Origin of the sequence: Sorangium sp. So ce321 (assembly GCF_051530195.1) — a bacterium.
Lineage (GTDB): Bacteria > Myxococcota_A > Polyangia > Polyangiales > Polyangiaceae > Sorangium.
On the sequence record NZ_CP150329.1, the window covers coordinates 3,352,872 to 3,365,484 of the forward strand.

At 70.8% G+C, this 12,613-nt stretch carries 9 protein-coding genes; 8 read left to right on the forward strand and 1 reads right to left on the reverse strand.

What is annotated here, in order from left to right:
• Window positions 1–267 precede the first annotated feature (267 nt).
• From WME89_RS13050 to WME89_RS13065, 4 genes are all read left to right on the forward strand, one after another.
• Window positions 268–1,869: a hypothetical protein gene (locus WME89_RS13050; RefSeq protein WP_438009506.1), complete on the forward strand. Its 1,602-nt coding sequence runs from the start codon at window positions 268–270 to the stop codon at window positions 1,867–1,869.
• 148 nt (window positions 1,870–2,017) lie between these two features.
• Window positions 2,018–2,458, forward strand: coding sequence for a DUF3574 domain-containing protein (locus WME89_RS13055; protein ID WP_438009507.1), 441 nt, complete (start codon window positions 2,018–2,020; stop codon window positions 2,456–2,458).
• Between the two features lie 273 nt (window positions 2,459–2,731).
• Complete coding sequence (locus WME89_RS13060) at window positions 2,732–3,436, forward strand: SCO family protein (protein WP_438009508.1); 705 nt, start codon at window positions 2,732–2,734, stop codon at window positions 3,434–3,436.
• A 556-nt stretch (window positions 3,437–3,992) separates the two neighbouring features.
• Window positions 3,993–5,276 (forward strand): ferritin-like domain-containing protein, encoded by a 1,284-nt coding sequence (locus WME89_RS13065; protein ID WP_438009509.1) that lies wholly within the window; start codon window positions 3,993–3,995, stop codon window positions 5,274–5,276.
• Window positions 5,277–5,279: 3 nt separating this feature from the next.
• Here the strand turns inward: WME89_RS13065 and WME89_RS13070 are convergent, their stop codons facing one another.
• Entirely contained in the window at window positions 5,280–5,483 is a 204-nt protein-coding gene (locus WME89_RS13070) for a hypothetical protein (protein WP_438009510.1), read from the reverse strand.
• Window positions 5,484–5,993: 510 nt separating this feature from the next.
• On the opposite strand from WME89_RS13070, the gene WME89_RS13075 reads away from it, so the two are divergent.
• From WME89_RS13075 to WME89_RS13090, 4 genes are all read left to right on the forward strand, one after another.
• Window positions 5,994–8,051 carry a hypothetical protein gene (locus WME89_RS13075; RefSeq protein ID WP_438009511.1) on the forward strand — a complete coding sequence of 686 codons (2,058 nt, stop codon included), beginning with the start codon at window positions 5,994–5,996 and terminating at the stop codon, window positions 8,049–8,051.
• Between the two features lie 9 nt (window positions 8,052–8,060).
• On the forward strand, window positions 8,061–10,034 hold the full coding sequence (locus WME89_RS13080; RefSeq protein ID WP_438009512.1) for a metallophosphoesterase: 1,974 nt from the start codon (window positions 8,061–8,063) through the stop codon (window positions 10,032–10,034).
• Window positions 10,035–10,223: 189 nt separating this feature from the next.
• Window positions 10,224–10,628 (forward strand): hypothetical protein, encoded by a 405-nt coding sequence (locus WME89_RS13085; protein ID WP_438009513.1) that lies wholly within the window; start codon window positions 10,224–10,226, stop codon window positions 10,626–10,628.
• A 559-nt stretch (window positions 10,629–11,187) separates the two neighbouring features.
• Window positions 11,188–12,558 carry an ABC transporter substrate-binding protein gene (locus WME89_RS13090; RefSeq protein WP_438009514.1) on the forward strand — a complete coding sequence of 457 codons (1,371 nt, stop codon included), beginning with the start codon at window positions 11,188–11,190 and terminating at the stop codon, window positions 12,556–12,558.
• Window positions 12,559–12,613: the final 55 nt, after the last annotated feature.

Below are 12,613 nucleotides of genomic sequence, written 5' to 3' on the forward strand. Positions count from 1 at the left end.
GGCACAGCGGAGTGGCACGGTTCACTTTGTAAAGATTCATTACCAAGACGTGCGCTGTTGTTCGGGCTGCGCTGAACGGTGGATACCGTTGGCGGCTCCCCTGCATCATCGCGCATCGCGCATCGCTCGTCTTCGCTCCGCGCGTCGTCTGGTCGTCTCATGGGCCCAGCGTCGCGCGCGGGGCGGCACGCGCCGCATTCCTGGCGGTGGCCCCTCGTGGGGTGAGTCACGAGGTCGAAGCTGCCGCTCGCAGTGGAGGAAATCTCGATGGGACGCTCTGGAATTCTGCTATCGATGGCGCTCGGGGGCGGGGTGGCTCTGTTCGCCGCGGGGTGCTCGGAGGCGGAGGATGGCGCTGCCGCGCACCTCGACACGGTCTCTCAATCGGTCACCCTGGGGGACCGGCTCGCCCAGTGCGCGCAGGACCCGCGCGTCGTCGCCGGGCTCGTCTCGCAGGACGTCTGCGCGGGCGCTGCCGTGTTCTTCACGGAGACGTTCGACGGCAATGGCCGCACCTGCGGCAGCTGCCACCCCGTGGCCAACAACACGACGATCGACGTGCCGTTCATCACGGCCCTGAACCGGAGCAACCCGGGTGATCCGCTCTTCGTCTTCAACCGGGAGCCGGAGCTCGCCGACCTCGAGACCTCGGATCTCCTGGACGACGCGGCCATCCTCGAGAACGTGGACGGCTTCATCGATCCGGCGCACCGGTTCGTCTCGCGCGGGGTGAACCACGTCCTCTCCCTGAGCACCAGCATCCGCGCGGATCCTGGGGACGGCACCACCAACCCGCCCGCGGAGCGGACCGGCTGGGGCGGCGACGGCTCGAGCGACGGCACGCTGCGCGGCTTCCTCAAGGACGCGGTCACCCAGCACTTTCCGAGGAGCCTCGACCGCGAGCCGGGCGTCGACTTCCGCCTGCCGACGCCGCAAGAAGAGGACGTGACCCTGGCCTTCCAGCTCAGCCTGGGCCGGCAGAACGAGCTCGATCTGGCGCGCGTTCGCCTGCGCGACGCCGAGGCCGAGGAGGGCCGGCTCGCGTTCATGGACCCGGACCGCGGCCGCTGCAACGTGTGCCACCACAACGCCGGCGCGAACTTCCAGGACACCGGCAACAACCGGAACTTCAACACCGGCACGCGCGACCTGGCGTCGCCGCTCAACGTGGGCAGCTTCGAGGACCGGAACCTCCAGGACGGCGGCTTCGGCGGGCGCGACCTGGCGCAGCCCAACTTCGACAGCTTCAACAGCGGCACCCCCGACGCCTTCGGCGACGGCACCTTCAACCCGCCGCCGCTCATCGAGGCCGCGGACACGCCGCCCTTCTTCCACAACAACCTGCAGATCAACTCCAGGGGGGCGCAGGACATCAACGATGCCGTCACGTTCTACGCGTCGGCGACCTTCAACAACTCTCCCGCGGCCAAGGAGCTCGAGCAGCGCTTCGGGTCTCCGCTCAACCTGCAGCCGACGGACTCCGTCGCCATCTCTCGCTTCCTGCGCGCGCTGAACGGCGCCTTCAACGTCGACATCGCGAAGCAACGGCTGAACGCCGCGCTCACGCTCGTCAGCCGCTTCTCGAACACGCGCGCCGACGTGCAGCAGAAGCTGATGGAGCTCGCCCGCGTCGAGATCGACGACGCGTTCGAGGTGATGGGGGACCCGGATAGCCCGAGCGCGCTGTACCCCGCTGCGCTGAGCCAGCTGGCCCTCGCGCGCACCGAGATCAACCAGGGGATCGCGGCAGCCTCGGCGGCGGAGCGCCTCAACCGCATCACGAACGCCCTCGCGCGCGTGACGACCGCCCGGGCCGAGTTCGGCGACGGCATCACGTTCGTGCTCGGCCAGGGCAACCTGATGTACTGAGCGCGGCCAGCCGCTCCCCGCTCCTCGGTCCCACCGCCCCCGGCCGTGGAGCGAGCCCTCTCCCCGCGCATTCCTCTGCGGCGGCTGTGATAGGCTGCCGGGCGCACAGGGCCTGTGCCCGACAGCCTTCACCTCGGAGGAAGCCTTCATGCCCAGCCGATTGCTCGCGCGTCCCCTCCTCGCCGTGCTCCTAGCGACGACCGGGTGCGACAGCGCCGCGGAAGACGTGGGGCCCGCGCCCGGCGCCGACGTCACGTGCGACAGCGGGGATCTGATGATCCGGACCGAGCTCTTCTTCGGCCTCGACCGGGGCGACGAGCCCCCGGTCACGGCGGAGGAGTGGCAGGGGTTCGTCGATGAGGTCGTGACCCCGCGCTTCGGGGACGGGCTGACGCAGTTCGACATCGACGGCCAGTTCCTCGCATCGACCGGTGAGCTGATCCGGGAGGACAGCCGGCTGATCATGCTCCTCCACGACGGCGGTCAGGCCGCCTTGGACAGCATCGAGGCCATCCGCGAGGAGTACAAACGGCGCTTCGACCAGGAGTCCGTGCTGCGGATCGACGAGCCCGTCTGCGTCGATTTCTGACGGCGAAGCGCCCGGGGCACTTGATTGCCTCGACTCTGCATCTCCAGATCTCCAGCGCATCGCAAAGGTCCTTGACCTGAAAGGACCGAGCAGACAAAGCTCAAGACCTGCTGGCCATTCCTGGCAGATGGCGCCGCCTGCGCGCGGCGCTCGCCCTCCAGGTGGCGGCTGGCTGGCGGCTGGCGGGCGGCGGGCGGCGCTCGGACGGCAGCCGCTCGGTGCGGCCCGACAGGGATCCGCGGTGAGGCCGATATGCGCTCTCTCTCGTCTTCCATGTCAAACGCCTTGCTCCTCGCCGGCGCGCTCGCGGTCGCCTCGTGCAGCCGCGGGAGCGAGCCTGCGGGCAACGTCGAGGCCGGCAGGGGCCCGGTGCCCCCGGTCGGCGGGTCGGGCGTCGCCGCGGCGGTGCGCTCGGCGCCGGCGCCGGGCGTCGCGGTGCCGGACGAGGAGCTCGTGGATCAGGACGGCGCGCCGGTCCGCCTGCGCGAGCTCGCGAAGGGGCGCGTGCTCGCCGTCAACTTCATCTTCACCACCTGCACGACGATCTGCTCGCCGATGACGGCCATCTTCGGCCGGCTCCAGGCCGAGCTCGGCGACGCGCTGGAGCGCGACGTGCGGCTCGTCTCCATCTCGCTCGATCCGGCGACGGACACGCCGGAGCGGCTGAAGCGCTATGCGGAGCAGTTCGGCCGGCGGCCGGGCTGGGTCTTCCTGACGGGCAGCCGCGAGCGCGTGGGCCGGGTGCTCGACGCGCTGGGCGGGCGCGCGCCCATCAAGGAGCAGCACACCCCGGTGACGCTCATCGGCCGTGAAGCGGAGGGGCGCTGGACGCGCGTCGACGGCATCGCGCCGCCCGCGCGCCTGGCCGAGGAGGTCCGGGCCTTCCTGTCGCGAGGCCCGGCGGCGCAGCGCGCGAGCGGCGGTTCGCCGCTGGACCCGGCCGGAGCTGGCCGGAGACCGGCCGGCGCGGCGCGCTAGGTCGATCCCGCTGGTTCCCGCGCCTGCCGACCGTGGCCGCGCAACCGGGAGGCGCTACGGGCCAGGGCTGAGCTCACGACCGCACCGAGGATGAAGAGGCGAAGCAAGCCCTCGAGGTGCCGGTGCGGATGGTTGATGGGCGCGTCCCGCCACCGTGGCATGTCGGTACGAGCGGAGCCCCGGCAGCGCTTCTGACCGGAAGCCGCGGCGACACTCCCTTGAGCCAAGGGGCCATGATCGGACCCTCGCCGGCGTGAACTGCCCGTTGCGCTCTCTCGGACCGCCAGGAGCGATGTGCGACCCGCCCTCCGCGGTCTCGGCCAATACACAAGCCCCTCCTCACGAGCCGGCGAGGGCGCGCGCAGGTCACCGCCTCTTCGAGCGCTGCAGCGGAGCAGCTCGCCGAGGGGCTCGCCTCCGCGCCGGCACATATAGGCATACTTTGGCCCTGTGCAGGCGTGACAAAGCCGCAAAAACCTGGCCTGTCACTCTGGCGCACGGCTTGCACGGTCTTGCGCGCTACTGCCATTGTGCCGCCTTTTACGGAGGGTCTCCTATGGATTCGAGCCTGGTCTTTCGACGTGTCCTCGCCGCTCGCCTCGTGCGTCTCCTCGCCCTCGCGGCCGCACCGTCGCTCGCTCCCGTGGGCTGCGGCGGTACCGTGAGCACGTCCTCGCAGCCATCCGGCTCCGACGGGGCTCAGGACGGCGCCGGAGGACAGGGCGGGGCCGGAGGACAGGGCGGGGCCGGGGGACAGGGCGGGGTCGGGGGACTGGGCGGCGCCGGAGGACTGGGCGGGGCCGGGGGACAGGGCGGGGATGTCTCGTCGATACTCGAGAGGGCCTGTTTCCCGGCGTCGGACGACGGCGGCTGCCCCTCGAACGAGGACGTCGTGGCCCAGCTCCCGAGAAACGGCTGCCTGATTCCTTCGCTGCTGGTGAGCGGGCCGGAGATCGACCCGGCGACGAATCAGTGCTGCTACACGTTCTTGCCCCCGGGTGAATGCGTCACGATGGCCAATAGCAGCGGGCGGCCGTTCCTCGTCGGCGCGCGCTCTCTCCATGCCGCCGCGGTGCCCGGCGTGGCGTGGCGAGCCGCGCGAGCCGCGGACGAGACGACGCGCGATGTCCGCCGGCTCTCCGCCGAGGCGCGCGCTGAGCTCGCCCGCGCGTGGACGAGCGACGCGCTGCTGGAGCACGCCTCGGTCGCCTCGTTCGGGCGGTTTGCGCTCGAGCTGCTCGCCGTGGGGGCCCCGGCCGAGCTCGTGGAAGCCGCGCATCACGCCGCGCTCGACGAGATCCGCCACGCGCGCCTCTGCTTCGCGCTCGCCGGCGCGTACGGCGGCGCGCCGGTCGGCCCCTCGGCGTTCCCCTTCGGAGGCGCGGTCGCGGTGAGCCAGGACCTCGCCGCCGTCGCCGCGAGCGCCGCGCGCGAGGGCTGCGTCGGCGAGACGCTCGCCGCGGTGCTGGCGGCCGAGCAGCTCGGTCAGGCCCAGGATCCCGCGGTCCGCGCCGCGCTCACCGTGATCGCCGCGGACGAGGCGCGCCACGCCGAGCTCGCTTGGCGCGCGGTCGCGTGGGCCGTCGCCACGGGCGGCGCCGAGGTGCGCGCCGCCGTGATCGACGCCTTCGCGGCGGCCGAGGAGGTCCTGGCCGGCTTCTCGAGCGGCGCCGCGGCGAGCCCCGAGCTCACGGCCCACGGGCGGCTCGGCGCGACGGAGGCCGCCGCCGTCCTCCGTCGCGCGCTCGACGAGGTCGTGCGCCCGGCCGCCGCGGCCCTGCTCGGCGCGCCCACCTTGCCGGGAAGCGCGGCCGCAGGCTCGCTCTCTCTCGCTCTCTGAGGATCAGCACACCCCGGCGACGCTCATCGGCCGCGAGGCGGAGGGGCGCTGGACGCGCGTCGACGACATCGCGCCGCCCGCGCGCCTGGCCGAACAGCTCGTGCCGGTGCTGCCCGAGAAGCCGAGCCGTACTCTCAGGCGCGTCAGCCGCTTCATCAGCGCCTGCTCTTGCCGAGACAGCTCCACCGGCGGCGACCATCGTTCCATCCGCACCTCCGGACGCGGACGAGATCATGGCCCGACGAGACCGTTGAGCCTTCCATCGAAGCGACCAGAGTTGTCGAAAAATCAACCTGATCGGTCCTCTGGGCCTCGCCCGGTCACTGCGCGCTGCCGGCTCGTTCCCCGGCGAGCCCAGGGCGGCATGCACGTTTTCCTTGGTCATGACGTGCGGTGTACCGGATAGGCGTAATGCGCCGCGTCGCGGGCCCGGCCGGTTGAATGGACCGAACCGCGGCGGCATCAGAGCCGCGTACTAGCCCAGGAGGCCCCATGCGTTTCCCTCGGACGCTCGTCGGTTGTGCGGTTGCATCGTGGATGTCCCTCTCGACCACCTCCGCGCTGGCAGAGGTGGTCCTGGACCAAATTCAGTTTTTCGGGCGAACCACCTGGAGAAGGGATTACAAGAGCGCGATATCCGACCTCAACACCATCGCCGTCAGCATCGCCGCGATACCATACCAAGATGTCTACTCCGTCGAAGCGGAATACGCAGGGGTGACGACCCCTCTCACCTTCAACGACTACAACAATCGCTACTACGCGACGATCGACACGAGCACGATACCCTACGGCCCTCACACCTTGACGTTCACCGCGTACGACAAGCTCGGAAGAACGTCGACGAGGCAGTATACCGTGCACAAATACGCGCCGCCCAGGGTGTGGGTGACGAACCCGCGGGCGAACCGCACGCTCACCGGAGACACCCGCATCGCTGCGACGTGCGTCGGGACGCCTCCCTATTCCTGCACGCAGTTCAAGGCGCGCGTCCGGAGCCAGGTGCGCGATGAGGTGCTGATGGGCGTCAAGACGTCGCCAGGGAGGATGCACGTGCTGCACGACCTGTCATCGCCGCTTCAGTCGGGCGAGGTGCTCACGATCAGGCTCGAAGCCACGGACGACGTGGGCCCCGTCTGGTACGGGCCGACCATCGGCGGGGGACTCGGCTTCTACGACTGGGCGCTCCCGCGCGTCTACGTCGAGCGGAGCCCGAAGCTCACGGCCGTCCAGCGCGCCCCCGGCGCCATCGTCGATTTCGACGCGACGCGCGTCCTGTTCATGGATCACGTGCTCCAGATCGGCCTCGTCGATCGCATGACGCAGCAGGTGACGTGGCTCGGGGAGCTCCGGCCCCACCCCGACTGGATGCACAAGCCTGGTTACGCGGCGCTCACGCCGACCGGCGCCGCGCTGCAAGCGTGGTACGGATCCGTTTTCCTGTGGAAGGACAACATGCTGGACCGGACGCACAGGCGGCCGGCGCGGCTCGACGCGGTGAACGGCGATACGCTCCTGTGGACGAGGGCCGACGACGACGAGGCCATCGTGCACACGTTGTCGACAGGCATCGAGACGAGCTTGTGGCTCGACCCTGGCAGCGCGTCGCCGTTCCAGGCGGACATCACGGCGTCAGGCGACATCTACTACAGCACGCACGAAGAGCCGTGGATCCGCGGGCCAGGCGAGATCCGCCTCGGGAACCATCCCGGCTACTTGCAACGGCCGATCACCGACGGGACGAACGTCGCCGGCCGGTGGTGGAACGGATCCGTGAGCTCGAGCTACCTCTACACGGCCGACGGCGCTGAGGTGTTCCTCGGCGACTCCAGGACCGGCGATGCGGCAGGGCTGCTGCTGCACGCAGGGCATGCGGCCTACCTGAAGAGCGACGGGGCCGTCAACCAGGTATGGCTGCGGACTCCCTCGGGCGACGAGTACCAGCTGAGCAACTTCGCAACGCCGAGCCAGTTCGATCAGCAGGAGCTGCGCATCGGGCACGACGGCATCAGCGGCACCGGCGAGGTCATGTTCCTCAACAACAAAAAGCGTTATATCGGGCGGCCTGGTGCCGCCCCGGAGGAGATCAGCAGCGACCTCGGACACGGGCGCTGGTTCGACGGGGACTGGCACGTCGCCATCGGTGACACCTTGTTCAAGGTCACGAGCGCAGAGGCGCCGGCCTTCCTCGGCGCGTCGCCCGCAGAGGCGCCGGCCTTCCTCGGCGCGTCGCCGGGCGAGGCGGCGCCCGTCAACGCCGAGGACGAGGAGCAGCACGACCTCACGCTCACGGCGCTCGCCCCGGGCGAGCCCCTGAATCCATGGACGCGAGCGGGGGACCTCCACATGCCCGGCGCCTCGCCGGCGTCCTTTCGCGATCCACGAGCCGCAACGCACACCGACACCGACGCGCCCGACGAGGAGCCGTCGGCCGCCGCCGCGTGCAGCATCGGGCAGGCAGCCTGCTCGGGCCGCGGTGTCGCCCTCCTCTCCGCGGCGCTCGTTGGCCTCTCCCTCTCGCGGCGCCGTCGCCACCGGCAGCCCGAGCAGGCGACCGATCGTCTCGTGGACGACCCGGGCCGCCACCTCATCCCGGAGGGCGACGGCGCGCGGCGCCCATCGAAGCCCGGCCCCGCCGAGGCCGGGCTTCAGCGCGACACCCAACGCGGAGAGGAGCAGGGCTCCCACGAGGGCATGATCGCTCAGGTGGCCTCGCCCGGCCAGGGCGACGCCCGTTCGCGCGAGGCGGCCGACGGGAGCCGCGCCGGGGTATAGTCGCCGCCTATGCTCGATCGCGAACAGGTGTTGCGCCAGACGCGGGCCCAGCTGCACCCGGAGCGCATCGCCCGGCGGGAGGGCGCGCTTGCGCGAGTGCGCATGCTGATCGAGGGCTCCCTCGGGCGGCTCGACGAGACCGGCCTCCGGCGGCTGCTCCAGCTCTTCAACGCCGACCACGTCGACGGCCGCGACGTGAACAATCGCTTCGCCACCGGCCTGGTCGGCAACAACGCGAACCTGCTGGCCGCCGCGCTCGACGGCGTCAACGCGGCGGTGCCTTCTTTATGGCAAGCCGACGACGCCTGGCTCGCCGAGCACCTGGTCGCGCTCCGCCGCGGGCGCAGCCTGCCGGGCGGCGGCTGGCTGTTCCCGTCGATGCTCCTGCACGCCCGGGATCCCATGCGCTTCCCGCCGGCGACCGCGACGATGGCGCGGGGGCTCGCCGCGATCGACGGCGGCCCGCCCATCGCGCTCGGCAAGCCGACCGGGTACCTCGACTACAGCGCACGCGTCCGCAAGCTCCTCGAGGAACACACGATCTCGCCCCACGGCGCCGACGTGCTGCTCTGGCAAGGGGCCCAGCTCGCCGGAGAAGCCGCGGACTCGGACGCGGGCGAGCTCGAAGAACCCCCGGCCGCGCCCCCCGCGCCGGAGCCCGCGCGGCCGACCGCCGGACGCGACGCCACGGCCGTCGGCCCGGCCGTTCAGGGTCTCGCCACGACCGTCGGCCCGGCCGTTCAGGGTCTCGCCACGACCGTCGGCCCGGCCGTTCAGGGTCTCGCCACGACCGTCGGCCCGGCCGTTCCGGGTCTCGACGCCTCGGCCAAGCTGTCACGCTCGACCCCCCCTCCCGAGAAGGGCCCGAGCGCCCCGCGGCCAGCGCCGTCCACGCCCGCGAGGCCCGCCTCGCTCGGCTGGCTGCACCTCACCGACCTCCACCAGGGCATGAGCGGCACGAGCTGGCTGTGGCCGAACGTCATGGCCGCGCTGTTCGAAGACCTCGCGCGCCTGCACGACCTGTGCGGCCCGTGGGACCTCGTGCTGTTCACCGGGGACCTGACCCAGCGCGGCAGCGCCGACGAGTTCAAGAAGCTCGACGCTACCCTCGACAGGCTGTGGCGGCGCTTCGACCAGCTCGGCTCGCAGCCGCGGCTGATCACCGTGCCCGGCAACCACGACCTGGAGCGCCCCAAGGACCTCGATCCGTACGTGCTCGCCCTCTCGCAGTGGCACGCCAACTCGCGCCTGCGCGACCACGTGTTCGACGAGAAGAACGGCCTCGCCTACCGCGAGCACCTCGCGCAGGTCTTCAAACCCTACACCGATTGGGTCGATTCCTGCCGGTGGCACGTCCGCGACCGCCGGAAGCTCGGCATGCTGCCGGGCGACAGCTCGTACTCGCTGTCGCTCCACGGCGTCGAGCTCGGCGTCATCGGCCTCAACTCGGCCTTCCTGCAGCTCACCGGCGGCGACTACCAGGAGCGCCTCGCCGTGGACCCACGCCAGCTCCACGTCGTCTGCGACGAGTACGCCCCCGAGTGGTTGCAGCGCCACCACATCAACCTGCTGCTCACCCACCACCCGCCCGAGTGGCTCCACCCGCAGGCACGCCACGACTTCCGCCAGGAGGTCGACGCGGCCGGTCGCTTCGCCGCCCACTTCTTCGGCCACATGCACGAGGGCACCGCCACCTCGACCGCCCACGGCGGCGGCCACGCGCGTCACGCCCTGCAGGGCGCCTCCCTCTTCGGTCTCGAGGAGCACGACGGCCCCGCCGGCCGCGGCGTGACCCGCCTCCATGGCTTCAGCGCCGGCCGCTTCGAGCTGCTCCCCGGCGCCGCGCAGGCCCGCGTGCGCGTCTTTCCCCGGCGCATGTTCACGAGCGCCGGCGGGCGGAAGATCGACCGTGATGTCTCCGCCTATCACCTCGATGAGCGCGGCTCGTTCGCCTACGAGGTCCCGACCGCCCTCCGCGCATGACGCCTCGCCCGCGCCATGCTCACCCTCCGGCAACTCGGCCATGCCTCGACGGCCCTGGGCCCCTGCCCACGCCGTCGAGGCAGGTGCTGGCAGCCGAGCGCGTCTCCTGCCAGTGAGCGCGAGCCGAGCGTGCCCCGCCCCTGCGACTAGGGGAAGATTCCTGGCCCCGCTTGCGGTATGAACGGAGCCATGGAGATCAAAGATCTATCCGACTCGCTGCGCGCCGACACCCGCTTCACCACCCGTCGCAAATGGCTGATCCTGAGCGAGCTCGTCTACTCCCCTACGCGTGAGAAGGTGGAGGAAGGCTTCCGCTATTTCACCTGCCCTGCCGAAGCCCTCACCGCCGCCCTGGCGAGGCGGGACTTCGCCGCCATCGCGAAGCTCCCCTTCGCCCTGGACGCGGAGGGCGAGCCGGACACCTCCGCTGTGCGCCTGGATCTCGCCTACACCGCGTCCGGTGCCCTCGCCGCCTTCCAGCCCGTGGAGTTTCGCGAACACGTGCCCACGCCCCTGTCGGCGTCCGTGATCCTCGAGGGGGCCGAGGCCCAGGCGCTCCGCGAGACGCTACGGGCAATCGACCAGTCCGCCTAGTCGGATAGGCTCGAGTAGATCCGCGCGACGATCCGCGAGAGCAGGGCGTACCTGCGCAAGGTCGCCGCCGGCTTCGAGACCACCGCGAACCTGCTCACCGAGGCGATGCTCCTCTTGATCGCGCGCCCCGGCGACCGCGCCCGCCTGCGCGCGGATCCGGCGCTGCTGCCCGACCGTGAACCAGAGCTTCCCAGGGCGGAGGAGCCGGCGAGAGAGGAGCCCGCGGCCCCGCCCGCGCCTGCGGCGTCGCATCGTGGGGCCGCGCCGCCTCGTCGTGTGGGAAGGGAACATCCCCGCTCTATACCCGACGAGATCGTGAGCTGGGGCTCGCCGCGCTCAGGGGTCCCTCCGTCCTCGCGTATGCGCTCACCTCTCGGCCTGACAGCCGCGATCCACGGACAAACACCGCGATGCATGAGAACCGGTATTGGCCGATGTGTTCTGTATTGCATCGATGTGTGAGTCTCCGCTCCAATGCTCGTCGTTTGCGCTCCTGTGCCCTTGACAGAACGAAACTCGATGTGATGGCGTATTCCCCGGGGGAAGAATGTACCTTCGGATGCTCGTCGCGCCGCATCACATCCGTCGAGCGGGCGTGTGCTCCGCGCCTCGCCCGCGGCGCACGCGCTGGCTGGAGACCGGGCTGGTCGTGGGGCTCGCGTCCCTTTTCTCCGCCTCATGCGCGCCGGAAGAGCCCCATCACCCCGAGAATGCGATCCTCCTCGGGGCGCTCCTGCCCTTCTCCGGCAGGGAGTCGGCCATCGGCCGCAACCTCGAGCAAGCGATGTTGCTCGCGATACAGGATCTGAACGCCGCGGGGGGGGTCGACGGGAAACCGTTCCACCTCCAGAGCCGAGACAGCCACTCCAGCTTGGAGCGCGGGCTCGAGGAGCTGCTCAAGCTGCTCTACACGGATCAGGTTCGCTACCTGATCGGGCCGGAAGAGAACGGGCTCGCCCGCGAGATCGCGCGGGATGTGAAGGCGCTCGACGTGTTCCACATGCTGCCGGGCTATGCCGCGCCCGCCGTCGCGCGCAGCGAGGTGATGGGAGGCTGGATGCGGCTCGCCCCCTCCTCGTTCGACGTCGGTTGCACGCTGGCGCGCCTCGCCTTCGACGAGGGCATCGATACAGTGAACACCCTGGCCGCGCTGGACGACTACAACACCACCGTCAGCAGCGAGTTCACGACCCACTTCGCGGCGCTCGGGGGGAGGATCCTCCCCTCGGTGACGTTCACGTCAGGCCAGCAGACGTATGCGAGCAAGATCGAGTCCGCCTTCGGCGCGAACGCCGGCCGGACGCTCCTGGCCTCGTATCCCACCACCGGCTCGACCATCGTGACCGAATGGGCCGTCTCCGGGCGCCCGGGCACCTGGTTGCTCGGCCCTGCGCTGCGCACCGAGGTGCTCCTCGCCAACATCCCGACAGGCTCCCTCGACGGATACGTCGGGGTCTCGCCGTCGCTCAGCCTGCGGAGCGAGTGCCGCCCGATGCCCCAGGGCCCGCAGGTGATCGACTGCACGACCGGGAATGCCGCGACCTTCATCGGGCGCTTCTCCAGCTTCTGGGACGGCGAGGCGCCGCTGCCCGCGGCGCACTTCTATTACGACGGGGTCGTCCTCATCGCGATGGGCCTCGCGTACGCCCAGGCGAAGGGCGGGGCGATCCCGACCTCCGGATACGATCTGCACGAGATCATCCGCGAGCTCAACGACCCGGCCCACGAGGCGGCCTCGTGGCGCGACCTCCCGGCGGCGATGACCAAGCTTCGCGCGGGCATCCCGCTCCGCTACGTCGGCGCGGCCGCCGAGTACGAATTCGACGACTACGGGGCGAACAGGCATTACTTCATGCAGCTGTGGACCGTCGACGGCGACGCCTTGGTCGATCTCGCCCCGGTCGCCGTCGGCTGCTTCGGCGGGCGATGAGCCCCCCGCGAGATAGAGCTTCACGTAACGATGCTGCGTACGACAGGACGAACCA